We start from the raw sequence: 23,029 nt of genomic DNA on the forward strand, positions 1-23,029 counted from the left end.
CCCCACCGCCGGACCGCACCCGACCGCCGGACCGCACCCGGGTCCGCGACGGAGTCCGACTTCACGGCCGCCGTTCTGCGCGACCTGTCACTTCCGGAGTCCGACCGACCGATTCGGCTCTACAGGGACGACCCGCCGGAACTCCTCGCCGCGGCGGGGAATCTCGACAAGGCGAGAGACGAGTTCCGTCGGGGGATCGCGCTCTGTCGGCAGGTCGGCGAGGACCTCGGACTGGCTTATACGCCGGTACTCCGGACGACTCGCGGGTTCTACGACGCCAACGAGGCGTGGGTCGCGTCGCTGGTCGCGGCCCTCGGCGAACCCGCACTGCTCGACCGCCGGCCCGAAGTCAGTGGCGAGTCCGACCGTGCTGGCGGGCGGTCCGGTCGGTCGGCCGGACCGCCCGCCAGCACGGCCTCGGTCGAGGTGGCGTTCGCACTGGCAGACGCGGACGGAGGAAGTCGTTCCGCGGAGATCGCGACGGTTCGGCTCGACGCGGAAAGCGCTGGCCTGCTTGACGCAGAGAGCGGAGAAAGCGACCCGGGCAAGAATCATCGTCTGGTCAGCTGTTCGCCGGTGCCCAGCGTCGAGCGCGCGCTGGCGGCCCTGTTGGCCCAGCGCAGCGCGAGCGACGCCCCGTTTCCGACGTGGCTCGCCCCGACGCAGATCCGGTTCGTCCCGGTCGGCGAACGGCACCTCGACTACTGCGACGAACTCGCGGCAGACCTCGAATCGGCGAGGCTCCGCGCGGACGTGGACGACCGCGACGCGACCGTGGGCGAGCGCGTCGCCCGCGCGGAGCGCGACGGAGTGGCCTACCTCGCGGTGGTCGGCGACCGCGAGGTGGCGGGCGGAGACGGTGATGGCGACATCCTGACGGTCACCGACCGCACCGTGCCCACCGAACGAGAGGTGAGTCTCTCCGAGTTGGAGGCGACCGTCCGCGACGAGGTGGGTGACCGACCGCAGAAGCCGCAGTATCTACCACGTCGCATGAGCGAGCAGCCGGATTTCACCGACCGGTAGATTCTGTCCAATCAGTCGAGATTCCTCCGTCGGCCGAACTTGCCTATTCCCCCGTTCTTGATGCTATCGACCGCCGACAGCCGTGTCTAGCGATACCAGACACCAATTTGAATATTCCTTATAAGAATAAAATCGCTCTATTTTAATACTCTCGTGCATTATTCGGGGTGTATGCCTTCGCTGGACTTCGAACCGCTCACATACGGGGAACTGTCGCCCGAACGACGGCCCACGCTCGTACAGGCGCTCGTGCCCGTGCTCGGTGTCGTCCTCTTCCTCGGGGTAGGGTCGGGCTATCTCGGCCTCGCGCCCCACGCCCCGCTGCTCTGGAGCGTCGCGCTGACGGGACTCGTCGGCTACTACTGGATGGGACTGTCGTGGGACGACCTGTTCGACAGCATCGCCGACGGCCTGCTGATGGGTCTACAGGCCATCCTCATCCTGTTCACAATCTACGCGCTCATCGCCACGTGGGTCAGCGCGGGGACCATCCCGGGGCTGATGTACTACGGCCTCTCGGTGCTCACGCCCGAGGTGTTCCTCCCGGTGACGGCGGTGCTCGCCGCGGTCGTCGCCTTCGCCATCGGGTCGTCGTGGACCACCGCGGGGACGCTCGGGGTGGCGTTCGTCGGCATCGGCTCGGGGCTCGGCATCCCCGCGCCGATGACCGCGGGTGCCATCCTGTCGGGCGCGTACGCGGGTGACAAGCAGTCGCCGCTCTCGGACACGACCAATCTCGCCGCCGCGGTGACGAACACCGACCTGTTCGACCACATCCGAGCGATGCGAGCCGGCACCGCCCTCGCCTTCGGCGTGGCGCTCGTGCTCTACGCCGCGCTCGGCCTCCGCGCGGGCGGAACCATCCCCGCAGAGCAGGTCGCCGAGATCCAGGGCGCGCTCGCAGGGACCTACAACCTCTCGGCGCTCGTCTTCCTCCCGCTGGTTGTCACCTTCGGGCTCGCGCTGTACGGCTACCCCGCGCTCCCGGCGCTCGTGGCGGGTGTTTTTGCGGGCGTGCTGACCACCGTCGCGGTACAGGGCGTGCCATTCACCGCCGGGTGGGACGTGTTCCTCGAGGGAACCCAACCCGAGACCGGTACCAAACTGGTGAACGTCCTGCTGGAGAGCGACGGGCTCGCGGGCTCGGCGTGGACCGTCTCGGTCGTGGTCGCCGCGCTCTCGCTCGGCGGCCTGCTCGAAGGGACTGGCGTGCTCGCGGTGCTGGCCCACCACCTCGCGCGCGGCGTCCGGAGTTCGTCCGGGCTGGTCGTGAGCACCGGCGCTTCGGCCATCCTCGTGAACCTGTTCAGCGCCCAGCAGTACATGGCTATCGTGATCCCGGGCATGACGCTCCGGAACCTCTACGACGAGTACGGCCTCGACAGTTCGAACCTCTCGCGCGCGGTCGAGGCCGCGGGCACGCCCACGGGAGCACTCATTCCGTGGCACGCCGGCGGGGTGTACATGGCGAGCGTGTTCGGCGTGGCGACCCTGGAGTACGTCCCGTACTACTTCTTCGCGTTCCTCTCGCCGCTCGTCCTGTTCGCCATGGGACTGACCGGGTGGGGCATCACCGAGCAAGACGCCAGCGGGTCGGCACCAGCGCCGTCGGCCGACGACTGATTCCGGGTCAGTCCGCCTTCGCAGGACTGTCGGGGTCGGACTCGACGCCCGGGAGGTCCCCGACCGCCGAGGAGTCGTCGTCCTCCCCGGCGGCGATGCCGCTGGTGATGATGGTCCGGATGCCCTCCTCGACGGTCATGTCCACGTCGTACACCCTGTCTGCCGGGATGTGCGCGAGGTAGCCGCCCATCACCGGGTTGGGCGCGAACGGGAGGAACATCGCCACCAGGTCGTCCTCGCCGACCGCCTCGCCGATGGCCGGCGGGGACCGAGCCGTCTCGAAGCCGAGGATGTACGACCCGTCTCGGGGGTACTCCACGACCTTCACGTCCTCGAAGTCCTCGGCGTCGCTCTCGATCATTACGTCCTCCACCCGGCGGACGCTCCGGTAGACGGTGCCGACCCCGGGAACGTCGGCAATTGCGGCGTCGAGCGCGGAAACGACCCGGTTGCCGTACCGGACGTGCGCGAGGCTGCCGATGCCGACGATGCAGGCCACGAGGACGGCGACGGCGACCAGTTCCGGGACGTAGTCGAACACCGCGCTGTAGATGCCGAAGCTGGCGAAGAACTGCGCAATCCACAGCGACCGGAGGAAGTCGACGATTCCGGACCACTCAAGTAACGCGACCAGCGGCGTGAACGCGCCGGCAACGAACTCGATGATGGTCGCCAGCACCCAGACCGTGACGACGAACGGCACGACGATGGCGAGTCCGGTGACCACCACGCGGAGCAGCCGGTCGGTCACCGCCGTATCCGTTCCCCTGGTGGCCGTATCAGTCCCACTACCGGTTTCAGTCGGCGTATCCCCGTTCCCCATCCGTACTACTACAACTCAGTTGTCGACAAAAGGGGTTGTGGCGGCGTCGGCAGTAAGGGTCTCTGTACCGGCCTGCGCTATCGAGAACCGTTACGTCGGTCGCACGCCGGTCCCCGGCCGGTCAAGCCCCGCGAGGTCGATGGTTCCACCGGCCATCGGAACCCCCTCGTACGGGTCGTCGTCGAGCAGCAGCGAGCCGTCGAGGTCGGCGTAGTCGAGCAGGGGTGCGAGGTGGGCGGCGGCCGCGATGGCGGCGTTCGACTCGACCATGCAGCCGAGCATGACCTCCAGCCCGTGAGCGCGCGCAGCGTGGATCATCCGCTCGGCCTCGCGCAGGCCGCCACACTTCATGAGCTTCAGGTTGGCGATGTCGGCCTTGTCCGCGATCTGTGGAATATCCGAGAGCGTGATGCAGGACTCGTCGGCCGCGATGGGCAGGGCGGAACGCTCACGGACGAATTTCAGTCCTTCGGGGTTCCCGGCCGGGACGGGCTGTTCGACGAATTCGAGGTCGTACGCCGCGAGCGCGTCGATCTTCCGGACCGCCTCGCGGGGTGACCACGCCTCGTTGGCGTCGACCCGGATGGTGGCGTCGGGCGCGGCGTCCCGGACCGTCGAGACGATCTCCTCGTCGCGGTCGGTGCCGACCTTCACCTTCAGTTTCGCGTGGCCGCGCTCGACCGCGGTCTCGGTCTTCTCGCGCATCGTCTCCGCGGAGTCGATGCCGATGGTGTAGGTAGTCGGGACCGCCTCGTCGGGGTCGAGCCCCCAGTAGCGATACAGGGGAACGTCGAGGCGCTTGCAGACCAGATCGTGGAGCGCGATGGAGACCGCGCATCTGGCTGCGGGGTTGCGCTCGACCGTCTCGCGCAGCCGGCGCTCGATGCGGTCGAGCTGGTGGGGGTCGCCGACCTCCTCGACGACTGCGAGCAGGTCGGGCAGGACGGCTTCGACGGTGGCGGCGGTCTCGCCGTAGTGGCTGGACGGTGCGGCCGCGCCGATTCCTTCGGTGCCCTCGCCGTCGGCGATTCGAACGACCACGTTCTCGGCAGTGTCCTCGGTCCCCCGCGAGATGGTGAACGGGTATTCGAGCGGGAGCGAGACGCGTTCGAACTCGGTAGTCAGGCTCATAGGATCGCCTCCAGCACGTCGTCGTAGCCGCTCTCGCCGTCCTCCTCACCGTCGAATCGGACCGGATCGGTCGCCGGCGCGTCGATGGCCTCGCCGAACTCCGCGATTGCCTCGCGGGCCGCGGCGTCGTCGGCCACGTTCTTGGTGTTGAGCGCGCCCGCCACGACCTCGGTCTCGTGGACCGGCCGCGCGAGGTCCTCGTAGAGGTCGACGTACTCGGGGACCGGCGGCAGGTCGAAGTCCTCGTAGCCGTGGACGACCTCCCGACCGGCCTCGTGGCAGAGCACGAGCTTGTCGGCCATCGAGCCGTGGAGGATGCCGCAGGTCACCGCCGAGTAGGCGGGGTGGACGATGCTCCCCTGGCCCTCCACGAACAGGTAGTCGTAGTCGTCGCCACGCTCGACGACCATCTCCTCGACCGAACCCGCGGTGAAGTCGCTCACCACGCGGTCGACGGGGTTGCCCCAGCCCTCGATCATGATGCCGGTCTGGCCAGTGGGAATGAACCCCACGTCAGCGCCGCGCTCCTCGGCGGCTTCGAGGAGTTCGACCGTGGCCGTCATCTTCCCGACCGAGCAGTCGGTGCCGACCGTCAGCACCACCTCGGCGTCGACCTCGCCGGAGATTCCCTGCGCGACCCCGAGGTCGTCGTGGGGCTTGCGCACGTCCCAGATGTCGCAGTCGTTCTCGGCCGCGAGGTCGGCGAACTCCTCGTCGTCGGCCAGAAAGTAGTGCAGGCCAGAGACGAGGTCACAGCCCCGGTCCAGCGCGTTCCGCACGTCCGAACGCCACGATTCGTCGAACCCGCCCCCGATGGGTGCGATGCCGATGATCAGCGCGTCGACCTCCGGCGCGTCGGCCATCTCGGCGACGATGGGCGCGTCCTGAACGTCCGGCAAGAACTCGGACACCTGCTTGCCCGCGTTCTCGCGGTCGAGCACGGCCTCGATCTCGTAGTCGGAGTGGCGGAGCAGGCCGACTGCGGTCTTCGCGCGATCGGGGAACTTTCCGTGGGCGAGTACGGCAACTCTCATGCGTAGAGGGTGGTCGGACCGGGGCTTAAAGGTCGGTGTGGCGGTAACGATTCCGGTGTCGTCCCGACTCGGAGTTGCGGTTGGTGGTGTGGTGGCGGTCGCGGTGACGGGTGCGGTCGCAGTGGCGGTAGCGGATGCGGTCGCAGTGGCGGTAGCGGGTGCGGTCGCGGTCCCCGAGGTTCAAGCAGTAGTAGCCGTCGCAGTTGCGGTAGCGGGTGCGGTCGCGGTTACGGATGCGGTTCGCATAGGCTCAACGATACTGGCGGCCACGGTTGTTGCTGTTACAGTGCCGGAGCCGAACGCGATCGTGGTTCACTGCACCGGCGAAAATACACCATTCGTGACAGCGACCGCTTCTATCGTTGAGCAAAGGAGAACCCCGACCGCAACCGCCTTCGCTACAGCAACCGCGACCGCAGCCGCTTTCGCTCCAACAACCGCACCTGCAGCCGCCTCCGCTACAGCAACCGCTACTATTCTTGAGCATATGAGAACCGCACCCGCGACAGCGACGGCAACCGCGACGGCACCCGCATCTGCACCAGCAACCACCTCGACATTTCGCTCGCTCACTCGGTCTCGCGCCGCGGCGGAACGCTCTCCTCCTCGCCGGGCGGGGTCCCCAGCCCCGGCGGCTCCAAGTCGGGGCGACTCAGCCAGCCCTTCTGGCTGTGGATCTGCTTGTACGCCCGGCGGAGCAGGCGCTGGCCCGGGCTTCGGTCCACGGAGGGAGCGACCCGACCGTCCCGGATTGCCTCGACCACGCTCTCGGGCGTGAGTTCGTCGGCCTCGACCTCGGTGTACGCGCGGCCGACCTCGACCGGATAGTGGGCGTCGCTCCCGCCGACGAGGGGGAGGTTCCGATTCCTCGCGAGCTGTTCGACCCACCGCGTCGGGTCGGTGCCTTTGCCGTTGACCTCGACCGCGTCGAAGTCGGCGTCGGCCTCCCGGACGGTGCTGTTGCGATACGGATGCGCGATGATCGCCGCGCAGCCCCTTTCGTGAGCGAGTTCGACCGTCTCGGCGGGCGTGAGTTCGCCCGGCACCGTCTCGCTCGGCGGGTCGGGACCGACCACGAGCGCGTGCCCGCGGGTGGTCGTCACCTCGATGCCCGGCAGGAGAGCGAACGAGTCGTTACTGAGATCGAAGTCCCGGTAGTAGTCGTGGTTGGTCGTGACCACGGCGTCGAGGCCCCGATACCGTGCCATCCCGGCCAGCATCCGCGCGCCGAGCGGGTCGAACGCCCGACCGAGATTCGGATGGCCGTGGAAGAATCGAGTGTGCGCGTGGAGATCGACCGCGAACATACAGTACACAGCGCCGGAAGCGGCATATTCGTTGGGGCCTCGGTCGAACGTGAATAGAGACGTAGCTGAACCTAGCGGGATGTCCCCGAAAGCCCTCGGCGTGCTAGACGACGAATAGACTGCAAACGTGTCCCGGAAAGCCCTCGGCGCGGTTACGGTCGAATCGGTGACCGTGTCGTTCCCCTCGGCGGTGTTCTCGACCAGCGCTACGTCCTCGCTGAACGTGAAGCTGTAGTTCACATCGTCGTCGGCGCTCCGAATCTCGACCGTGTTCGGAAGGCCGCCGTCGGTGTCCGCCGACGGCGCATAGTGGCGACGTTACGGAGGTGCCTTTAAGTAAACGCGGCTTTCAGCGAAGGAATCCCGGTGGCGTCGGGCTGTCAGCGCGCGTGGCCGAGCACGAAGTTGCGGAGCGCGAACAGCCGCCGCGACGAGACGTTGCTGGGGCTGGCCGGCGAATGATAGAAAACGAGAACTGGAATACTCGGCGAAGCTATCCGAACATGTCGCGCATCATCGGGTGCATCTCCATCAGCTGCTCTTCGGCGATCTCCTCGTAGATCTTGTACGTGATGGAGACCGTCAGCAGCAGGCCGGTCCCGGTGACGCCCCCGATGGTGCCGAGCATGTTGGCCATCACGGCCAGCAGGCCGACCAGCGCGCCGCCGATGACGGTGACCTGCGGGATGTACCGCTCCATCACCTTCTCGATGACGCCGGTGTTCTGACGGAAGCCGGGGATCTGCATCCCGGAGTTCTGGATCTGCTTGGCGGTCGCCTCCGGGCCCATGTCGGTCGTCTCGACCCAGAAGATGGCGAATATCGCGCCGCCGATGACCATGAACGTCAGGTCGACCGCCACGCGGATCATGATCTGCCACGGCTCCTGCCCGGTGGCCCCGAGCCACCACATCCACTGCTCGGGCGACTGGATGGGTGCCATGTAGTAGAACAGCCCGCCGGTGACCCTCGCTCCGTCGTAGGACCCGAGCCACGCCGGCATGCCGGTGCCGAGCTGGCTGTAGAGGATCTGGCCGAGGAACTGGATGTTCTGCTGGAGCGCCCGGACGAGGATCATCGGCAGCACGCTGGCGTAGATGAGCTTCACGGGGAACCGGCCGCGAGCGCCCTTCACGCGGGCGTGGCTCAGCGGAATCTCGACGCGGACGCTCTCGGCGTACACGACGACGGCGAAGATCAGCACTGTCGTGACGAGCGCGAGGATGTTCCCCTCGCCGAGCACGAGATACTGGAGGCCGCCGCCCGACAGCAGCGAGGGCGCGTTCTCCGCGCTCCCGGTGATCAGCGCGAACCACGTCGGGAGCAGGCCGGTCGGGCCCTGGAGGGAGGGCCACGCGAACAGGCCGCCGATGAGCTTCTGGCTCACGCCCGCGATGATGAACAGCCCGATACCGCTCCCGACGCCCCACTTGCTCACGATCTCGTCCATGAACAGGACGAGGATTCCGCCGACCGCGATCTGGGCGAAGATGAGCCACTGGACCCCCGCCGTTCCGATTCCCAGGCTGTTGACGACCTGCGAGTCGACCGCGAGGAACCCACCGGCGAACACCATCGGCAGGCCGGTCAGACAGATCATCACGCCCACCAGCAGCTTCTGGAGGCCCTGATACAGGATCTGGTCGCGGGGGTCGTCGGTGTCGAGACCGAGCAGGTCCGCACCGCCGAGCAACTGGAGCACGATGCTCGCGGTGACGATCGGACCGATTCCGAGCTGGAGGATGGTCCCCTGGCCGCCAGCCAGGATCGAGCGGAACTGACCGAACGCGTCGTCACTGCCGACGTCGACGCCGTACAGGTAGATGTTCGTGAGGAAGAAATACAGAACCAGGATGCCCGCCGTCCACCCCAGCTTTCGCTTGAAGGGGACGTGGCCCTCGGGCCGCCGCACGGAGGGCATGCGGGTGAGTACCGGTTCCGCCGTCTCTTTCCAACTCATGTATCGGAATACATCAGACGGGGGCTTGTATGTGCTTCGCTTTGGGCCACAGTTGTACTCCGGTACCGGGGTCGAATTCCCCCTCGAAACGGACGCGACCGGTCGATACCGGAGCGCGAGCCACTGATCGAGAGGGACGATGCGAGCCCTTTTCCCGCCCGCCGGCCCTACCACCGTCTATGACCGACGACCGGCCCGTGGAGGACGGCTGGCCTGCTGACGGCGGTGGGGGTTCGACGGACGGCTGGCCCACCGGCGACGACCGGACGACGACGGACGAGGACGACCCCGCGGACGCCGGTGGTCGCCCGACAACGGACGACGGAAGTTCCACGGCAGACGGCGACCAGCCCGCAGAAGACGACGACCAGCGCACAGCGGACGACCGAACGCCGGACGACGACCCGGGCTATCGAGTGCTCGGGATTCCGAAGCGCGGGCAGCTCCGACTGCTCGATCTCCGGAGCTTCGAGCCGGTCGTCACCGCAGCCGAGGGACACGAGGCACCGGTCGGGGAGCTTCGCCCCGGCTATCTGATCGACGCGGAACTAGACTGGTCGTCGGCCGAGCCGACAGTCCATTCGGTGGCGGTGCGGCGCCCCACGCTGTACGCGTTCGCCGACGAGGCCGAGCCCATCTTCGAGGCCGCGCGCGAGACGTGGACGGACGCCCTCGCCGCTGACGAACCGATGAACAGCCGCGTGACGCGAAACACCGACAGCGAGGTCAACGGTGCGGTGTACGTGTTCGCCGAGAGCGGGCCGAACGCCACCTTCGAGGAGTTCCGCGACGGCACGCGGCCGCTCGAACCGCTGGTCGACAGGGTGAACGACAGCGACGGCCCCGCTCCCCGCGAGGTGTTCGTGCTCCGACCGCCCGAGGAGGAGTTCGTCGTCGTCACCATCGCGCTCCGGAAGGGCGGTCAGTTCGCCGACGCGCTCCGGGAGACGTACGACCTGCCGCGGCCGCCGGAGCCGCTGGCATAGCGCAACAGTTGGCACTACGAGGGTAGCTTGCGCTCTGCGACGCAACAGCTTCCTGGTGGACCGAAAGCCCTCACGCCTGTCCGAGTTGCGTGCCGGAAATTGTCTTCTCGGGGATGTTCTCGGCTTAGGCGCTACAGATGTCGTGGAGGTCGTCGAGCCCCTCGATCTCCCACGTGGGCCACACGTTGAGGTCCCAGTCGCGCCGGTGAGGCCGCCGGATGAACGCCGAGTCGATGCCGGCGTTGTGGGCCGCCCGCACGTCCGACTCGTTGTCGCCGACGAACAGCGCCGAGTCGGCGTCGAGGTCGGCCAGCGCCCGGTCGATGTAGTGGGAGTTGGGCTTGCGGCGGTCGAGGCTCTGCACCGTCGCCTCGCGGCCGTAGTACGTGTCAAACAGGTGCGAGACGTCGAAGTGGTCGACGAGGAAGTCGACCGTCTCGTGCTGGTTCGAACTCACGATGCCCATCGAGGCGTCGAGGTCGCCCAGCGTGTCGATGTCGTCGTACGGCGTCTTGCGTCCCTCGCGGGCCTCGATCTGCTGGGCCTGCGAGAGGTTGCTGTCGCGCGTGCGCCAGAACGTCTCCGGTTCGAGGCCGTACGTGCCACAGACGGCCTCGACGCTATCGGGGGTCGCTCCGATCGTCATGTCCTCGACGTGGTCGGGGTCCGGGTCGGTCACGTCGAACTCCGTGAACGTCTCCCGGGTCGCGTCCCGGAGGACTTCGAAGTGCGTGCGACCGACGAGGACACCGTCGTTGTCGAAGACGACGGTATCGTAGGTCATACGTCGTCAATGAGCCCCGGGCTTAAAAGTGTTACAGCCACCGGTCGCTCGGAGTGACCCAATCCGGCGACAGTGGCCCTTGGATGGCGTCGCCGTATCCGTAGATGCGGAGCTATCGAGCGAAAACGCGGAAAAACGAAAACTCCCAGCGAAATCGAAACTCGCGATTACTCCTCGTCGTCCGAGTCGGCCTCGTCGTCGGCCTCCTCCCCTCGCTCGCTGAGGACGGCGTCGCCGCCCTCCTCCTCGATGAGTTCGACCGCACTCGCCGAGAACGCGTCGGCGGTGACTTCGAGCTGGCTGCGGACCTGACCGTCGCCGAGCACCTTCACGGCGTCGACCTCCCAGCCGTCCTCGACGACGTCGCGGACGTCGACGCGGTAGCCGAACTCCGTCTCCTCGGCGACCCCGTCGGCGACCAGCAGCGCGGCGTCCTCGTCGAGCTTCTGGACCGTGACGGTCCGCACGTCGTCTTTGACCTTGTCCGGCCGGTCGAAGCCGTGCTTGCCGAGCGGTTCGTAGTTGTGGAACTCGTGTTTGTCGCGGCCCGCGCGTCCGCGGCCGCCCCGGTGACCGGCACCGCGCCGGTTCTTGTGCGTGCCGCCGCCGTGCGTGCGGGAGCCGCGCTGTCGTCGTTTCTTATCCGTCATGGTTATCGCATCGCCTCGAGTAGCGCGTCGATTTGCTCGGTGTCGTGCTTGCCGAGCTGACCGCCCTCCTTGGTGGGGTGCTTGATGCCGTCGTGGCCCCCTCGGGGCGGGTGGAGCCGGAGCACCGGCGAGAGGCCCTGCTCGCGCAGGGTGGTCTGCTCGTTCAGTAGCGCGCCCGTGAGGTCGCTCACGTCGTCGTACTCGGTGTTCTCCGCGACCCACTCGTCGTCGATGTCGGCGTCACCTTCGAGAGGTTCTGCGCGATGCTCGACGACCGTCTCGAGCACGTCCCGGCTCGGCTCGCCGTACGCGGTGTAGTCGTTGACCTTCGTGATCATCCCGCGGTAGGTGTCGGTGTCCGGGACGAGCGTGGCGTGGTTCACCCGGTGGAGGTTCAGCATCTCCAGGGTGTCCTGCGTCTCGCCGGTCATGTCGACCTCGCCGCGAATCTGGACGACTGCCTTCATCACTCGGCCACCTCCTCGAAGTCGGAGGTCTGGCCTCGCGGCCGGCGCGACTCCGCGGCGTTCTCCAGCGCGTTGTACGTCCCCTTGGCGAGGTTGAGCGTGGTCCGTGTGTTGCCGTGGCTCTTGGTCCACGCGTTCTCGACGCCGCCGAGTTCGAGGATCTTTCGGACGGTGTCGGTCGCCGCCAGTCCCAGTCCGGTCGGGGCGGGGATGAGCTCGACCTCGACGCTGCCGGCCTTGCCTTTCGTCCGGCGGGCCAGCGAGTGGGGTCGCTCGCTCCGGTCCTCCCACGACCCCGCGCCGCGGTTGACCTCGATGATGTTCAGCTTCGCGATGTCGATCGCCTTCTGGATGGCCCCGCCGACCTGGTCGTCGCGGCCCTCGGCGTACCCGACGTAGCCGTCGCGGTTGCCGATGGCGACCACGCACCGGAACTTCACCCGGCGACCGGAGTCGGTCATGCGCTGGACCATGTTGATGTCCAGCACTTCGTCCTCCAGTCCCGGCAGCAGCTGGTCGACCAGTTCCGGCTCCTTCAGCGGGAGGCCGGAGTTGAGGGCGTCCGCCATCGTGTCGATCTCGCCCTCGACGACTTTGCGGCCGAGACGGGTCTGGGGTTCCCAGCCGTCGTTGTGTGCACTCATGTGTTAGTCCTCCTGTAGTTCTGCGAGCACTTCGTCGAAGTGCTCGGGTAGTTCCGTGGCGTCGAAGTCCCCGCTGTACAGCGGCTCGTCGCGCTGGTCGGCGTAGTCGGCGATGTGCTCGCCGCGATTGCGCGACCAGTCGGCCAGCACGCTGTCGTTGTGGGGGATATCGAGCCCGGCGTCGATTGCGCCTTCCTGTACTGCGAACACCTTGCTTCCGGGCGTCGGCGAGTTGAGGCCGATGTCGAGCACCGCCTCGTCGAGGCCGGCGTCGAGCGCTCGCTTGCCGACGAGGTACCCCGTGAGGTACGCGCTCGGGAGGTTGCCCGTGGGGGCTTCCCAGCCGTACTCCTCGAGGTCGCCGGAGGTCGCGCTCGCTGCCGTCTCGTCGCCGTCCGGACCCATCGTGACCAGCTGCGCCCTGACGTGCCGGTTGCTCTTGCGAGCCACCAGCCGGGGCTTGCCCGATTTCAGCAGGCGCAACCTCTGATGGTAGTCGGTCCGGACCTCGCGCCGACGCCGCATCGGCACCGTGTATCGTGGTCCTGTTGCCATTGTTAGTAGTTGCTCTCGATGTAGTTCAGCAGGTACTGGACGCTACGGAACTCCCCGCCTTTCGCCTTGTCGTACAGGTCGCGGTACTGCGAGGTGGTGATCTCGCCCTCGGCGCGGAGTTCGCGGAGCTTCGTTCGCTGCGCGCGGATCGTTCCCTTCCACTGTTCTTTCTGCTGCTGGCGGCCGCCGGACTTGCCCTTCCGGGTGCCGGCACCGGTCCCGTGACCGTAGGCCCGCTTCGCGTCACGTTCGCGGGCGCGACCGCGCGAGTTGCCCTTCGCGTCTTCGGCTCGGACGGAGCCCTCGTCGACGAGTTCGCGGATGTCCTCGCGGGTGATCGCCTCCGCGATGTCGCTCTGGGCGTCCGGGTCGAACCAGACGCGGCTCTCGCCGACGTCGAGCACGTCCGATGCGAGTCGCTTCTGTGCGCTCAGATCAGTCATTACTCTTCGACCTCCACTTCGACGTAGGTCGGGTTGAGGACGCGAATGCCCTCAGCTTCTGCCTGTTCCTCGATGCGTTCGCGCTTGCGCGCGCCGACCTTCGAGGCGATGCGGACCGCCTCGCGGTCGCCGTCCACGCCGTCGAGGTCGTCGACGTTGTGGACGCGCACTTCCTCGAAGCCGCTGGGGTGCTTGCCGCGCACCGCTTTCGGCGTCCGGAAGCCGGCTTGGACCGTGTCGCCCTTGCCCTTGATGCCGCGGCGCTGCTTGGACAGCAGGCCGCGCGGGCGACGCCACGAGGTCGGCGTGCGCTTCTTCTTGTGGTAGTCCTGCCGGTTGAACTGCGGCTTGCCGACGCGCTTGCGCTGTGCGAGGAGTTCCTCCTCGCGCTCGGTGAGGTCGGGGGTCTTGTCGACCAGCCCGCGCGGCTGGAGTTCGGTCTCGACCGCCTCCTCGTCCGCTTCGGCCTCGTCGGCTTCCTCGGACTCTTCCTCTTCGATCTCGGCCTCGGTCTCCTCCTCGACTTCGAGTCCGCCGACGTCGGCCTTGATGCGGGCCGCGAGGGCGTTCCCGATGCCGTCGACCTCGGCGAGATCGTCCTGGCTGGCGGCCTGCACGTCCGCGACCGACTCGTAGCCGGCCTCACGGAGCGCTTCCGCCTTGCTCGCGCCCACGCCGCTGATGTCGTCCAGCGACTCGGGCCCGTCCTGCTCGGGTTCGTCTGCTTCGTCTGCCATTCGTTAGACACCTCCAGTCTGCGGTTTCTCGGTGATGTAGACGCCGTCCTGGAACACGCGGGTGTCCTTGTCCTGGACGCGGGTGAGCTGCTCGATGTCCGCGGCCGTCTGGCCGACGTCCTCGATGCTCGGCCCGCGCAGGTACACCGTCTCGTCGTCGACGTCGACCGTCGTGTCGCCGTGGACGTCGGTGCGTCGCTCCGCGCGCTCACCGAGGAAGTTCTCGATGACGACCTCGTCGTTCTCGGCGCGGACCTGCATCGGGAAGTGGGAGTAGAACACCTCCATGGTGTACTCCCAGCCCTCGGTCACGCCGTGTAACATGTTGCGAACGTGGCTCTCGAAGGTGCCGACGGTCGCCGACGTCTTCGCGTCGTCGACGTCGCTCTCGATGACCACGCGTCCGTCGTCCACGTCGACCGACACGTCGGGGTACCAGAGGCGTCGCGTGACCGTGCCTTCGGGCCCCTCGACGGTGAGGTCGAGGTGGTCCTTCGTTGCGGTTGCGTCGTCCGGAATCTCCAGTTCTGTTCGTGCCATCGTTAGTAGACGTACGCGATTATCTGGCCACCGACGCCGCGCTCGCGGGCCTCGTAGTGGCTCATGACGCCGCGGCTGGTCGTGACGACGAGGGCCCCGTAGTCGCGGGCCGGGAGGAATCGCTTCTCCCACTTCTCGAAGTCGTCGGCCCCGGCCGAGTACCGGGGTTTGACCGCGCCGCACTCGTTTATCGCGCCCTTCAGTTCGACCTCGAACTCCCCGGCTTTACCGTCGTCGACGAACTCGAAGCCGTCGATGTACCCGCGGTCGTAGAAGACCTCAAGTACGCTGCCGATCTCGTTCGAGGCGGGCTGTACCGTGTGGTCGAGATGACCGACGCTCTCGGCGTTGTCGACGCCCGAGAGCGCGTTGGCCAGCGGATCGTTTCCTGCCATGATTATCGATACTTCTTGAAGCCCATGCTCCGAGCGACCTCGCGGAAGCACTGTCGACACAGGAACACGTCGTACTTGCCGACGAGTCCCTGCTTGCGGCCACAGCGCTGGCACTCTTCGATCTGGCCAGTGCGCTTGGCGGCGTGCTCTCCGGTGGCCTCGGAGTCGCTTTCTGTTTCGGTTTCGCTCATCGTTCTATCTCCACGTCGAAGTTGGATTCGATGTACGCGACTGCGTCGTCGGCTGTAAGCTGGTGTCCGGACGGAATCGACCGGGTCACCTTGTCGCGCTTGCTGACGCGGTAGCCCGGCCGGACGAGGTTGACCGTCACGTCGAGGCCGTAGATGCCGACGTTCGGGTCGTACTCCTGGCTCGGGAACTCGGTGTGTTCCTCGACGCCGAAGCTGAAGTTCCCGTTCTCGTCGAACTGCCGAGCGGCCACGTCGGCCAGCGGCAGCGATTTCGCGAGGAACTCGTCGGCGTCGTCGTCGCGCAGGGTGACCTTCGCGCCGATGGGGTCGCCCTGCCGGATGCCGAACTCGGGCTTGGTGGCCTTCGCGAGCGTCCGGACGGACGTCTGGCCGGTCACGCTCTCGAGGATCTCCTCGGCGTCCGCGAGTTCGCGACCGCCCTCGCCGACGCCCATGTGGACGACGACCTTCTCGACGGTCGGCTCCCGCATGTCGTGGAAGTCGGCCTCCGCTTCGCTCATTCGTCGTCACCTCCCTCGGCGTCAGCCTCGTCGGCTTCTGACTCGGTGTCCACAGAGTCGTCGTCTGCGTCCACTTTGTCGGTGAAGTTCTCGTCGATGACGACGACGTACTCCTCGACGGTCTCGAACGAGCCCTCGTCGCCGACCTGCTCGACGACGACGTTGTTCGAGCCGCTGCCCGGCGTGACCTGGATCTCGTCGATCTCGCCGATCTCCCCGGCGTGCGCGCCGCGAACGGCGGTCACGAGACTCCCCTGCTCGTAGGGGAAGTGGGCGATGATCTCGTCGCCGTCGTTGTCGACGACGATAGAGTCGCCGGAGGCGTACTCGTCGTCCTCGTCGACGAGGATGTTCTGCCCGTTGTGGAGGTTGAGCTGAGTCCGGCCGCCGGTGACCTTCGTCTTGTCCTCGATCTTGCCGAGCTTGCTGTCGGCCGCGTCGGCGTCGATGGAGGTCAGCGCGAGCCGACCGCCCTGTCCGGGGAACACACGGTAGTACTCGTCGCGCTCGGTGAACGCGAGGATGTCGAACATCCCGATGGGCCGGTCCTCGGCGACGCCCTCGTCGCCGTTGACCAGCACGGTGCCCTCTTCGAGGGCGTACCGGGCTTCCTTCCGGGAGGCGACGTAGCCCAGCACGTCCCGCAGCAGGACGAGCAGTGGGACGCCGTCCTCGCCGTGCGGGCCCGAATCGGCCTTCACGGTGAAGGTCTCGGTCTTGCGTTCGACCGGCCAGGACTTCGGAACGGAGAGTCGCTTCTGGTGTTTCGTCATTCGTTCTCACCTCGCAGCCGCGCCTCGCGCACGTCGTCTTCGAGGTCGAGGTCGGTCACGCGGAGGTTGCTCGCGTCGAGCGGTCGGGGCACGTCCTCGCCGTCGGCCTTCTCGACGGTCACGTCCTCGACGTGGACGACCGCGTCGCGCAGGTCCACGTCGATGACTTCGCCCTCTTCGCCGGCGAAGTCCCCGCGCATCACCTCGACCGTGTCGCCGACGTTCACCCGGACGCTCCGGGTGTCGAACTCCTCGCAGAGGTCGTCGGCGAGCGTGGCCATGACCTGGTCGTGGCGCTCGTGGAGCGACGCGGCCTCGGTCTGGTTTCGCTGTTTGCGTGGTTGCCGTGTCATACTATCATCGTAGCCGTACTCGCGATGCTTCCGAACCGCTCGGCGACCTCCCGCGCGATGGGCCCCTTGATCTCGGTACCGCGGGGCTCCTCGACGTCGTCGATGATGACGGCGGCGTTGTCCTCGAACTTCACGCGGGTGCCGTCGGGACGCCGGATGGGCTTGCGCTGGCGGACGACGACCGCCTCCAGCACCTGCCGTCGCATCTCTGGCGTGCCCTTGGTGACCGAGACGGTCACCTTGTCGCCGATGCCCGCCTTCGGGTGGCGGTTCTTGGTTCCGGAGTAGCCCGAAACGCTGATGACCTTGACCTCACGCGCGCCGGTGTTGTCGGCGCACGTCAGCAGCGAGCCCTTCGAGAGGCCCTGAGTTACGTCGGCCTTCAGCGCTTCCATCAGTCGTCACCTCCGGCGTCGAGGTCGCTTACCGACTCCTCCTCTTCCGTGGAGTCGCCGTGTTCGGTGCCGCCCGCCGCGAAGCTCCGCGTCGTCTCGAACTCCTCGACGACGACGTGGCTCTTCGTCTTCGACAGCGGTCGGGTCTCTGCGATGCGGACCGTATCGCCGACGCTCAGTTCCATACACTCCGGCGCGTGGGCCGGAACGCGCGACCGGCGCTTCATGTACCGGTCGTACTTCGGAACCGGAACGTCGTACTCGCGTTCGACGATAACGGTCTTGTCCATGTCTGTGGAGGCGACCTCCCCTTCGAGCGTCTGGCCGCGCACGGAAAGCGTTCCGTGGAACGGACAGTTCTCGTCGGAGCAGGTCCCCTCCGGTTCTGGTACGTTTAGTCCTATTGCCATGTGGAGTCACCTGCCTTCTCGGTGCGTAGTTCGGGTCGTGAGAGCAGCCGCGCGCCATCCACCGTAACGTAGGCCACGCCCTCGCATTCGCGGGGGTTTCCCCCGGAGTCCGACGAGTGAAACTCGGCGGACGAGTCAGACTGACCGGAGCGTACTCCGGCAGTTTCCGACCCACGTTTGGACGCGGTCCCCGACTCCTTCGCGGCACCGTCGCGCGAGACGCGACGGGGTTCCGAGCGTGGCTCGGAACAGTCGGCGGGTTCATCTGTGAGCGCGAACTCGAACGTCGAGCCCTGCTTTTGCACCTGTCGCACCCGGTCGGCCGACGCGACGCTCAGCGTCCCCTGCGTCTCGGCGACGACCCGCCCCTCGATTCCGACGAGGTCGGGGTTCGTCGCGTCGACGACGCGGACGGGGAGTCCGTTGAGTTCGTGTCGTGTCAGCGTCTCGGGTGTCAGCGGCATGGTTCGGTTATTCTGCTTCCTCGAGGTCGCCTTCCTCTCGCTGGATCGTCTTGATCCGCGCGATGGTCCGGCGGAGTTCTTGGAATCGGCCGGGGTCCTCGGGGGCACCACCGGCCGCCTTCACTGCCTTCGCGTTGAGGAGTTCCGTCTCGAGCTCGTCGAGTTCGGCCTCCCGCTCGGCCGGCGTCATGTCGCGGATCTCCTCGGTGTGGAGGATGGCCATTATTCGTCACCCTCCTCGCCGTCGTCGGACTCGCCGTCCTCGGACTCCATCTCGTCCATCAGTTCCTCGGCTTCCTGCTCGACGTCCTCGTCGAGGTCCTCCTCGACTGCGTCGCTCTCGTCGGCGGACCCCTCGTCGTCGTCCGCTTCGGTCTCCTCGGAGTCGTCGTCTGCGAGTTCCTCTTCGAGGACCTCCTCGACGACTTCCTCGTCGACCTCTTCTTCGCCTGGCTCGGCAGCCGCTCCGTCCTCGGCCGCCTCGTCCTCGGCGAGTTCGTCGAGTTCCTCGTCGGTCGGCTCCTCGAGGAGTTCCTCGACGCTCTCGTTGGCCTCGACGGCGTCCGGGACGACCTCCTCGGGACTCGCGTCCTCCGAGATCTCGAAGTCGTCGGGGAGCTTGGCGTTCGGCGGGATGATCTTCACGTCCACGCCGATGGTGCCGAGCTTGAGGACCGCGACGCCCTGCCCGTGGTCGACGATGTCCTCCGCCGGCTCGCCGTTGTGCTTGATGTAGCCGCGGTTGAACTTCTCCACGCGCGAGCGAGCGCCCGTGACCTTCCCGCTCAGGACGATCTCGGCACCGAGGGCACCGGCGTCCATGATGCGGTCGATGGTCGTGTGGCCCGCCTTCCGGAAGTACCAGCCGCGTTCGAGCGCGTTGGCAAGTCGGTCGGCGACGATTCGGGCGTTCAGGTCCGGCTCGTCGACCTCCTGAACGTCGATCTGGGGGTCGTCGAGGTCGAACTTCTCCTCGAGCTGGGTCGTGATCTTCCGGATGTTCTTCCCGCCCTTGCCGATGACCATGCCGGGCTTCTCGGCCTTGAGCACGATCTGGGTGCCCATCGGGGTCTTGGCGACGTCCATGCCGCCGTAGCCCGCGCGGCCGAGTTCGTCGGCGAAGAACTCGTCGATCTGGCTGCGCTGGAGTCCGTCGTGGATGAACTGCTGTTCGTCAGCCATTATTCGTCACCCTCCTCGAGCACGAGTTCGACGTCGACCTCGGGCGTGTTCCACGCGGTCGCGCGACCCATCGCTCGGGGCTTGCGGCCCTCGGACTCGCCGACCTTGTGGGCGGCGACGTGCGCGATGGTCATCTCCTCGCCGTCGAACCCCTGCTGGTCGGCGTTGTTGAGGACGTTCTCGATCAGGTCGAGGAACGCCTTGCTGGCCTTCTCGGGGTAGCGGCCGGCGTCCCAGCCGTCGATGTCGTTCCGGTGGCCGACGCCGCTGTTGTGCTGCTTGAACGGCACCGACCGCTCGCCGTCGATGACCTGCTGGAGGTACTCGCGCGCCTCCGCGGCGGTCTTGCCCTTGATCTCGCGGGCGATGGCCTTGCTGTGCTTGTTGCTCATGTGCCGCTCCCGGAGCATCCCCTTGGCGGTGGTGTCCGGGTCGGTCTCGACGCTGTAACTGATTCCCATGGTTTACTTGAGTGGCACGAACTTCGAGGAGCGCGTCGCGCCGATGCCGGCCTGTCCGTGCTCGACCGACGTTCGGGTCAGCTGGAACTCGCCGAGGTAGTGGCCGAGCATCTCGGGCTCGACGTACACGCGCTCGAAGCTCTGACCGGTGTACACCTCGAACGTCTTGCCGACGAACGCCGGCAGGATCGGCATGTTCCGGAGGTGGGTTCGGATCGGGTCGTTGGCCGTCTCCTCTTGTCCGGCCTCGCGGGCCTCGTCCAGCAGCTTCTCCTGCTGGGCGGACAGGCCGCGCTCGATAGTTCGCCGCTGTCGCGCGGGAAGCAGTTCCGCGACCTCGTCGACGTCCATCGCCTGCAACTCGTCGAGCGTGTGACCGCGGTAGGTGAACTCACCCTCGCGGCCGGTTCGGTATCCGCTGTCGCTCATGTCAGTTCCCTCCCCGTCCCGTGCGCCGGGACGAGATGTCGCCGACCTTGCGTCCGGGCGGTGCGTTCCGCGAGACGGACTTGGGTCGACCCGGGTGCTGGCGGCCGCCGCCGCCGAACGGGTGGTCCACGGCGTTCATCGCGACGCCGCGCACGTTGGGCCACTTGGTACCACGCGATTTCATCTTGTGGTACTTGTTGCCCGCCTTCACCATCGGCTTCTCCGTGCGGCCGCCGCCGGCCACGACGCCGATGGTCGCCCGCGCGTCGGGCGAGAGCCGCTTGACCTCGCCGCTCGGGAGTTCCACGACCGCGGCGTTGCGGTCATGGGTGACGAGCGTCGCGTTCACGCCGGAGGCGCGGGCGAACTTGCCGCCGTCGCCCGCGCTGGACTCGACGTTGCAGACCGGGACCCCTTCGGGGATCTCGGCCAGCGGGAGCGTGTTGCCCGGCTTGATCTCGGCGCTGACGCCGACCTGGATCTGCTCGCCGACGCCCACGCCCTCGGGGGCGAGGACGAGGCGCTGGTCGCCGTCCTCGAACTCGACCGCGGCGACCGGGGCGCTCCGGGCCGGGTCGTGCTCGATGTCGACGACCGTTCCGGAGATGGTGTCGACGTCTTCGGGCTTTCTGTGCGTGAGGTCCGCCTTGTACTGGTGCGACGGGGCGCGGAACGTCGGCGTGCCGCGACCGCGTCGCTGTCCTTGGATTCGTCGTCCCATGTGTCAGAACACCCCGATTCTGGAGGCGACTTCCTGCGCGTCGTCGTCCTCCGAGAGCGTGACGGTGGCCTTCTTGTCGCCGTTCATCGTCACCTGCGTGTTCACCTTCTCGATGGTGACGTCGTACTGCGCTTCGATCTCGTCGCGAATCTCCGGCTTGTCGGCGTCGAGGTCGACGACGAACTGGAGCTTGTTCTTGAAGTCCATCTCGTCCATCGCCTTCTCGGTGACCCACGGGTACTCGATGATCCCGCTCATCGCTGGGCCACCTCCTCGACCGCGCTCTCGGTCCAGACGGTCAGCCGTCCCGGCTGTGCGCCGGGTGCGAGGTCTTCGGTGTTGACCTCGGCGGCCGTCGCCACGTCGGCACCCGCGAGGTTGCGGGCGGCCTTCGAGGGCTCGTCGCTGGTCACGAACAGCACGGACCGCGGCGTCTTGTACTTCCGGCCACGGGTGGTCCCCTGTCCGGCTCGGACCGTCTTGTTCTCCTCGGCGCGCTCGACGTCGGCGTCGAGACCCACCGATTCGAGGAACGCGACGACCTCCTTGGTCTTCACGAGGTCCTCGAACTCGTCGGAGACGACCAGCGGGAGTTCCGTGTCGTCGTCGAAGCGGTGGCCGCGCTCGGCCACGACTTCGGCGTCGGCCGTCGCCGCGACGGCGCTCCGGGTGGCCTTCTTTCGCTCCTTGTCGTTGATCGACAGCGTTCGGTCGGTCTCTTCTTTCGGCGGGTGGGCCTTGCGACCCCCGACCGCCTGGGGCACGCGCGCTGCCTGCCCGTTCGTACGGGGGACGTGGGCCATCCCGCGTCCGCTACCGGGCGACTCCGCCGAGGTCCGCATCCCGGCGTAGTCGTCGGCACCGTAGTCCTGCTTGCGGTTTGCCTGCGCGGCGAGCACGGCTCGCTTGACGAGGTCCTCCCGGACGGTCGTCTCGAACACGTCCGGCAGGTCCAGCGTCCCGTCGTCCTCGCCGTCGAGGTTTCGAATAGTTGCCTGCATGAGTTATCCCTGGTTCGATTCGGTGCTTACGTACCGCACCTCGGGGTCGAGGCGCGGCTGGTCGTTCGGTCGGATGGCAGGTCGGAAGCGCAGGAGGCGCTTGTCCGGGCCGGGCACCGAGCCCTTGACCAGCGCGTACGGGCCGTCGACCTCGCCGTAGTTGACGAAGCCGCCGTCGACGTTCACGTCGTCGTCCTCGCCGATGTCGAGGAGGCGCTTGTTGAGTTCGGTGCGCTGGTGGTAGCCGGTCTGGCCCTGCTGGGGCACCGTCGAACGCACGCGCGAGGGGTTCCACGGACCGAGGTTGCCGATCCGTCGCTGCCAGCCCTGGCGCTTGTGCTTGCCCTTCCGCTTCTGGACGCCCCAGCGCTTGACGGGACCCTGCGTCCCCTTGCCCTTGGTGACGCCGCTCACGTCGGCGTACTCGCCGGCGCGGAACACGTCGTTCATGTCGTGTGCGCCGTCGTCGTCGACGAGGTCGAGCGCGAACTCGACGCGGTCGTCGAGCGACCCGCCGCCGACGCGCGTCTCCATCACGTCCGGCTGTTTCTTCGGCACGCTCGGAAGCTCGCTCGGGACCGTGTGGGTGACGACGCGGAGGTCCGCGACGTCGCCCCGGTCGACGGCCGTGCGGAGTTCGTCCGCCGCGGCGTCGAGGTTGGGGTCCTCTGGGAGGTCGAGCGTGCGGCTCAGTTCGTCGTGGAACTGTTCGCCCCACACTTCGGTCAACGGCTTTTTGCCGTACGGCGTATCTTCGTAGGCTCGCAGGGCGACTGCCCGCATCGGGGGCGTCTCCACGATGGTGACGGGGACGGTCTCCTCCATTCCCTCTCGGGGTGAGTCTGACTCGTCGTTGACCATCACCACGTGGGTCATGCCCGCTTTGTAGCCCGCGAAGCCCTGCAGAGACGGATTACCGTCTCCTTCGGGCCACGAGTTGAAGCGCGGAACCTCGCTGGTCGCGCGCTTGCGGGGGCCGAACCCGAGCGAACCTTTACGTGGTCTGCTTGTCTCTGGCATCGT

At 67.2% G+C, this 23,029-nt stretch carries 33 protein-coding genes; 3 read left to right on the forward strand and 30 right to left on the reverse strand.

The genetic code is table 11. The features are described 5' to 3' along the window. The coding region (locus DPQ64_RS16150) for a His/Gly/Thr/Pro-type tRNA ligase C-terminal domain-containing protein (protein WP_269814490.1) at positions 1-1,026 on the forward strand (1,026 nt) is incomplete at its 5' end. Between the two features lie 171 nt (positions 1,027-1,197). Beyond that, entirely contained in the window at positions 1,198-2,649 is a 1,452-nt protein-coding gene (arcD, locus tag DPQ64_RS16155; protein WP_115865343.1) for an arginine/ornithine antiporter ArcD, read from the forward strand. Positions 2,650-2,656: 7 nt separating this feature from the next. Here the strand turns inward: arcD and DPQ64_RS16160 are convergent, their stop codons facing one another. The 6 genes from DPQ64_RS16160 to secY all read right to left on the reverse strand — a co-directional run bounded on the left by DPQ64_RS16160 (position 2,657) and on the right by secY (position 8,904). Beyond that, positions 2,657-3,472 carry a DUF502 domain-containing protein gene (locus tag DPQ64_RS16160; protein ID WP_115865344.1) on the reverse strand — a complete coding sequence of 272 codons (816 nt, stop codon included), beginning with the start codon at positions 3,470-3,472 and terminating at the stop codon, positions 2,657-2,659. A 90-nt stretch (positions 3,473-3,562) separates the two neighbouring features. After that, positions 3,563-4,603 (reverse strand): dipeptide epimerase, encoded by a 1,041-nt coding sequence (locus DPQ64_RS16165; RefSeq protein WP_115865345.1) that lies wholly within the window; start codon positions 4,601-4,603, stop codon positions 3,563-3,565. Then, on the reverse strand, positions 4,600-5,637 hold the full coding sequence (locus DPQ64_RS16170; RefSeq protein ID WP_115865346.1) for a DUF1611 domain-containing protein: 1,038 nt from the start codon (positions 5,635-5,637) through the stop codon (positions 4,600-4,602). Before DPQ64_RS16170 ends, DPQ64_RS16165 begins: the two co-directional genes overlap by 4 nt. A gap of 312 nt (positions 5,638-5,949) precedes the next feature. Next, positions 5,950-6,210, reverse strand: coding sequence for a hypothetical protein (locus tag DPQ64_RS19350; protein WP_198662167.1), 261 nt, complete (start codon positions 6,208-6,210; stop codon positions 5,950-5,952). Next, positions 6,207-6,944, reverse strand: a complete 738-nt coding sequence (locus DPQ64_RS16185) for a CehA/McbA family metallohydrolase (RefSeq protein ID WP_115865347.1) — start codon at positions 6,942-6,944, stop codon at positions 6,207-6,209. Before DPQ64_RS16185 ends, DPQ64_RS19350 begins: the two co-directional genes overlap by 4 nt. 493 nt (positions 6,945-7,437) lie before the next feature. Next, the gene (gene secY / locus DPQ64_RS16190; protein ID WP_115865348.1) at positions 7,438-8,904 is read right to left on the reverse strand and encodes a preprotein translocase subunit SecY; all 1,467 of its coding nucleotides are present in this window, start codon (positions 8,902-8,904) and stop codon (positions 7,438-7,440) included. A gap of 179 nt (positions 8,905-9,083) precedes the next feature. Here secY and DPQ64_RS16195 point away from each other — a divergent pair, with 179 nt between their 5' ends. Further along, positions 9,084-9,890 carry a DUF6663 family protein gene (locus DPQ64_RS16195; RefSeq protein ID WP_232820608.1) on the forward strand — a complete coding sequence of 269 codons (807 nt, stop codon included), beginning with the start codon at positions 9,084-9,086 and terminating at the stop codon, positions 9,888-9,890. Positions 9,891-10,014: 124 nt separating this feature from the next. On the opposite strand, the gene DPQ64_RS16200 is transcribed toward DPQ64_RS16195, so the two are convergent. From DPQ64_RS16200 to DPQ64_RS16315, 24 genes are all read right to left on the reverse strand, one after another. Beyond that, positions 10,015-10,674, reverse strand: coding sequence for an HAD family hydrolase (locus DPQ64_RS16200; protein WP_115865349.1), 660 nt, complete (start codon positions 10,672-10,674; stop codon positions 10,015-10,017). Between the two features lie 167 nt (positions 10,675-10,841). After that, the gene (locus DPQ64_RS16205) at positions 10,842-11,324 is read right to left on the reverse strand and encodes an uL15m family ribosomal protein (RefSeq protein WP_115865350.1); all 483 of its coding nucleotides are present in this window, start codon (positions 11,322-11,324) and stop codon (positions 10,842-10,844) included. A 2-nt stretch (positions 11,325-11,326) separates the two neighbouring features. Continuing rightward, complete coding sequence (gene rpmD, locus DPQ64_RS16210; protein WP_115865351.1) at positions 11,327-11,791, reverse strand: 50S ribosomal protein L30; 465 nt, start codon at positions 11,789-11,791, stop codon at positions 11,327-11,329. Next, positions 11,791-12,435 (reverse strand): 30S ribosomal protein S5, encoded by a 645-nt coding sequence (locus DPQ64_RS16215; RefSeq protein ID WP_115865352.1) that lies wholly within the window; start codon positions 12,433-12,435, stop codon positions 11,791-11,793. The genes rpmD and DPQ64_RS16215 overlap by 1 nt, the downstream gene beginning before the upstream one ends. Before the next feature lie 3 nt (positions 12,436-12,438). Continuing rightward, positions 12,439-12,990, reverse strand: coding sequence for a 50S ribosomal protein L18 (locus tag DPQ64_RS16220; RefSeq protein WP_115865353.1), 552 nt, complete (start codon positions 12,988-12,990; stop codon positions 12,439-12,441). 2 nt (positions 12,991-12,992) lie between these two features. Beyond that, positions 12,993-13,433: a 50S ribosomal protein L19e gene (locus tag DPQ64_RS16225; RefSeq protein ID WP_115865354.1), complete on the reverse strand. Its 441-nt coding sequence runs from the start codon at positions 13,431-13,433 to the stop codon at positions 12,993-12,995. After that, complete coding sequence (locus DPQ64_RS16230) at positions 13,433-14,170, reverse strand: 50S ribosomal protein L32e (RefSeq protein ID WP_115865355.1); 738 nt, start codon at positions 14,168-14,170, stop codon at positions 13,433-13,435. The genes DPQ64_RS16225 and DPQ64_RS16230 overlap by 1 nt, the downstream gene beginning before the upstream one ends. A gap of 3 nt (positions 14,171-14,173) precedes the next feature. After that, positions 14,174-14,710: a 50S ribosomal protein L6 gene (locus DPQ64_RS16235; RefSeq protein WP_115865356.1), complete on the reverse strand. Its 537-nt coding sequence runs from the start codon at positions 14,708-14,710 to the stop codon at positions 14,174-14,176. 2 nt (positions 14,711-14,712) lie between these two features. Then, positions 14,713-15,105 carry a 30S ribosomal protein S8 gene (locus DPQ64_RS16240; RefSeq protein ID WP_115865357.1) on the reverse strand — a complete coding sequence of 131 codons (393 nt, stop codon included), beginning with the start codon at positions 15,103-15,105 and terminating at the stop codon, positions 14,713-14,715. A gap of 2 nt (positions 15,106-15,107) precedes the next feature. Then, the gene (locus DPQ64_RS16245; RefSeq protein ID WP_115865358.1) at positions 15,108-15,296 is read right to left on the reverse strand and encodes a 30S ribosomal protein S14; all 189 of its coding nucleotides are present in this window, start codon (positions 15,294-15,296) and stop codon (positions 15,108-15,110) included. Next, the gene (locus tag DPQ64_RS16250) at positions 15,293-15,817 is read right to left on the reverse strand and encodes a 50S ribosomal protein L5 (RefSeq protein WP_115865359.1); all 525 of its coding nucleotides are present in this window, start codon (positions 15,815-15,817) and stop codon (positions 15,293-15,295) included. The genes DPQ64_RS16245 and DPQ64_RS16250 overlap by 4 nt, the downstream gene beginning before the upstream one ends. After that, positions 15,814-16,590 carry a 30S ribosomal protein S4e gene (locus DPQ64_RS16255; protein WP_115865360.1) on the reverse strand — a complete coding sequence of 259 codons (777 nt, stop codon included), beginning with the start codon at positions 16,588-16,590 and terminating at the stop codon, positions 15,814-15,816. Before DPQ64_RS16255 ends, DPQ64_RS16250 begins: the two co-directional genes overlap by 4 nt. Continuing rightward, on the reverse strand, positions 16,587-16,943 hold the full coding sequence (gene rplX, locus DPQ64_RS16260) for a 50S ribosomal protein L24 (RefSeq protein WP_115865361.1): 357 nt from the start codon (positions 16,941-16,943) through the stop codon (positions 16,587-16,589). Before rplX ends, DPQ64_RS16255 begins: the two co-directional genes overlap by 4 nt. Further along, the gene (locus DPQ64_RS16265; protein ID WP_115865362.1) at positions 16,940-17,338 is read right to left on the reverse strand and encodes a 50S ribosomal protein L14; all 399 of its coding nucleotides are present in this window, start codon (positions 17,336-17,338) and stop codon (positions 16,940-16,942) included. Before DPQ64_RS16265 ends, rplX begins: the two co-directional genes overlap by 4 nt. Continuing rightward, positions 17,338-17,748 carry a 30S ribosomal protein S17 gene (locus DPQ64_RS16270; protein ID WP_115865363.1) on the reverse strand — a complete coding sequence of 137 codons (411 nt, stop codon included), beginning with the start codon at positions 17,746-17,748 and terminating at the stop codon, positions 17,338-17,340. The genes DPQ64_RS16265 and DPQ64_RS16270 overlap by 1 nt, the downstream gene beginning before the upstream one ends. Continuing rightward, positions 17,739-18,212 (reverse strand): ribonuclease P protein component 1, encoded by a 474-nt coding sequence (locus tag DPQ64_RS16275; protein ID WP_115865364.1) that lies wholly within the window; start codon positions 18,210-18,212, stop codon positions 17,739-17,741. Before DPQ64_RS16275 ends, DPQ64_RS16270 begins: the two co-directional genes overlap by 10 nt. Before the next feature lie 7 nt (positions 18,213-18,219). Beyond that, positions 18,220-18,435: a 50S ribosomal protein L29 gene (gene rpmC / locus DPQ64_RS16280; RefSeq protein ID WP_115865365.1), complete on the reverse strand. Its 216-nt coding sequence runs from the start codon at positions 18,433-18,435 to the stop codon at positions 18,220-18,222. After that, a complete protein-coding gene (locus DPQ64_RS16285) occupies positions 18,435-19,394 on the reverse strand; it encodes a 30S ribosomal protein S3 (RefSeq protein ID WP_115865366.1) in 960 nt (319 codons plus the stop codon). The genes rpmC and DPQ64_RS16285 overlap by 1 nt, the downstream gene beginning before the upstream one ends. Then, entirely contained in the window at positions 19,394-19,855 is a 462-nt protein-coding gene (locus DPQ64_RS16290; RefSeq protein ID WP_115865367.1) for a 50S ribosomal protein L22, read from the reverse strand. Before DPQ64_RS16290 ends, DPQ64_RS16285 begins: the two co-directional genes overlap by 1 nt. Before the next feature lie 3 nt (positions 19,856-19,858). Continuing rightward, on the reverse strand, positions 19,859-20,284 hold the full coding sequence (locus tag DPQ64_RS16295) for a 30S ribosomal protein S19 (protein WP_115865368.1): 426 nt from the start codon (positions 20,282-20,284) through the stop codon (positions 19,859-19,861). 1 nt (position 20,285) lies between these two features. Then, the gene (locus DPQ64_RS16300) at positions 20,286-21,005 is read right to left on the reverse strand and encodes a 50S ribosomal protein L2 (protein WP_115865369.1); all 720 of its coding nucleotides are present in this window, start codon (positions 21,003-21,005) and stop codon (positions 20,286-20,288) included. Positions 21,006-21,008: 3 nt separating this feature from the next. Then, positions 21,009-21,263, reverse strand: coding sequence for a 50S ribosomal protein L23 (locus tag DPQ64_RS16305; protein WP_115865370.1), 255 nt, complete (start codon positions 21,261-21,263; stop codon positions 21,009-21,011). Next, positions 21,260-22,006 (reverse strand): 50S ribosomal protein L4, encoded by a 747-nt coding sequence (gene rpl4p, locus DPQ64_RS16310; protein WP_115865371.1) that lies wholly within the window; start codon positions 22,004-22,006, stop codon positions 21,260-21,262. Before rpl4p ends, DPQ64_RS16305 begins: the two co-directional genes overlap by 4 nt. Positions 22,007-22,009: 3 nt before the next feature. Further along, entirely contained in the window at positions 22,010-23,026 is a 1,017-nt protein-coding gene (locus DPQ64_RS16315; RefSeq protein WP_115865372.1) for a 50S ribosomal protein L3, read from the reverse strand. Positions 23,027-23,029: the final 3 nt, after the last annotated feature.

Origin of the sequence: Halorussus litoreus, assembly GCF_003382685.1 — an archaeon.
In the GTDB taxonomy this organism is placed as follows: Archaea; Halobacteriota; Halobacteria; order Halobacteriales; family Haladaptataceae; genus Halorussus; species Halorussus litoreus.

Coding starts and splice junctions, on each gene's coding strand:
- DPQ64_RS16255 (WP_115865360.1), bottom strand. CDS start 16,590: ATGACGAAACACCAGAAGCGACTCTCCGTTCCGAAGTCCTGGCCGGTC.
- DPQ64_RS16270 (WP_115865363.1), bottom strand. CDS start 17,748: ATGGCAATAGGACTAAACGTACCAGAACCGGAGGGGACCTGCTCCGAC.
- DPQ64_RS16240 (WP_115865357.1), bottom strand. CDS start 15,105: ATGGCAGGAAACGATCCGCTGGCCAACGCGCTCTCGGGCGTCGACAAC.
- DPQ64_RS16285 (WP_115865366.1), bottom strand. CDS start 19,394: ATGGCTGACGAACAGCAGTTCATCCACGACGGACTCCAGCGCAGCCAG.
- DPQ64_RS16230 (WP_115865355.1), bottom strand. CDS start 14,170: ATGGCAGACGAAGCAGACGAACCCGAGCAGGACGGGCCCGAGTCGCTG.
- DPQ64_RS16315 (WP_115865372.1), bottom strand. CDS start 23,026: ATGCCAGAGACAAGCAGACCACGTAAAGGTTCGCTCGGGTTCGGCCCC.
- DPQ64_RS16220 (WP_115865353.1), bottom strand. CDS start 12,990: ATGGCAACAGGACCACGATACACGGTGCCGATGCGGCGTCGGCGCGAG.
- DPQ64_RS16205 (WP_115865350.1), bottom strand. CDS start 11,324: ATGACGGATAAGAAACGACGACAGCGCGGCTCCCGCACGCACGGCGGC.
- DPQ64_RS16235 (WP_115865356.1), bottom strand. CDS start 14,710: ATGGCACGAACAGAACTGGAGATTCCGGACGACGCAACCGCAACGAAG.
- DPQ64_RS16295 (WP_115865368.1), bottom strand. CDS start 20,284: ATGAGCGACAGCGGATACCGAACCGGCCGCGAGGGTGAGTTCACCTAC.
- DPQ64_RS16195 (WP_232820608.1), top strand. CDS start 9,084: ATGACCGACGACCGGCCCGTGGAGGACGGCTGGCCTGCTGACGGCGGT.
- DPQ64_RS16275 (WP_115865364.1), bottom strand. CDS start 18,212: ATGCCGCTGACACCCGAGACGCTGACACGACACGAACTCAACGGACTC.
- DPQ64_RS16300 (WP_115865369.1), bottom strand. CDS start 21,005: ATGGGACGACGAATCCAAGGACAGCGACGCGGTCGCGGCACGCCGACG.
- DPQ64_RS16290 (WP_115865367.1), bottom strand. CDS start 19,855: ATGGGAATCAGTTACAGCGTCGAGACCGACCCGGACACCACCGCCAAG.
- rpmC (WP_115865365.1), bottom strand. CDS start 18,435: ATGGCCATCCTCCACACCGAGGAGATCCGCGACATGACGCCGGCCGAG.
- DPQ64_RS16250 (WP_115865359.1), bottom strand. CDS start 15,817: ATGAGCGAAGCGGAGGCCGACTTCCACGACATGCGGGAGCCGACCGTC.
- rpmD (WP_115865351.1), bottom strand. CDS start 11,791: ATGAAGGCAGTCGTCCAGATTCGCGGCGAGGTCGACATGACCGGCGAG.
- DPQ64_RS16200 (WP_115865349.1), bottom strand. CDS start 10,674: ATGACCTACGATACCGTCGTCTTCGACAACGACGGTGTCCTCGTCGGT.
- DPQ64_RS16305 (WP_115865370.1), bottom strand. CDS start 21,263: ATGAGCGGGATCATCGAGTACCCGTGGGTCACCGAGAAGGCGATGGAC.
- DPQ64_RS16225 (WP_115865354.1), bottom strand. CDS start 13,433: ATGACTGATCTGAGCGCACAGAAGCGACTCGCATCGGACGTGCTCGAC.
- DPQ64_RS16160 (WP_115865344.1), bottom strand. CDS start 3,472: ATGGGGAACGGGGATACGCCGACTGAAACCGGTAGTGGGACTGATACG.
- DPQ64_RS16245 (WP_115865358.1), bottom strand. CDS start 15,296: ATGAGCGAAACCGAAACAGAAAGCGACTCCGAGGCCACCGGAGAGCAC.
- arcD (WP_115865343.1), top strand. CDS start 1,198: ATGCCTTCGCTGGACTTCGAACCGCTCACATACGGGGAACTGTCGCCC.
- secY (WP_115865348.1), bottom strand. CDS start 8,904: ATGAGTTGGAAAGAGACGGCGGAACCGGTACTCACCCGCATGCCCTCC.
- rpl4p (WP_115865371.1), bottom strand. CDS start 22,006: ATGCAGGCAACTATTCGAAACCTCGACGGCGAGGACGACGGGACGCTG.
- DPQ64_RS16170 (WP_115865346.1), bottom strand. CDS start 5,637: ATGAGAGTTGCCGTACTCGCCCACGGAAAGTTCCCCGATCGCGCGAAG.
- rplX (WP_115865361.1), bottom strand. CDS start 16,943: ATGACACGGCAACCACGCAAACAGCGAAACCAGACCGAGGCCGCGTCG.
- DPQ64_RS16215 (WP_115865352.1), bottom strand. CDS start 12,435: ATGAGTGCACACAACGACGGCTGGGAACCCCAGACCCGTCTCGGCCGC.
- DPQ64_RS16185 (WP_115865347.1), bottom strand. CDS start 6,944: ATGTTCGCGGTCGATCTCCACGCGCACACTCGATTCTTCCACGGCCAT.
- DPQ64_RS16265 (WP_115865362.1), bottom strand. CDS start 17,338: ATGGAAGCGCTGAAGGCCGACGTAACTCAGGGCCTCTCGAAGGGCTCG.
- DPQ64_RS16165 (WP_115865345.1), bottom strand. CDS start 4,603: ATGAGCCTGACTACCGAGTTCGAACGCGTCTCGCTCCCGCTCGAATAC.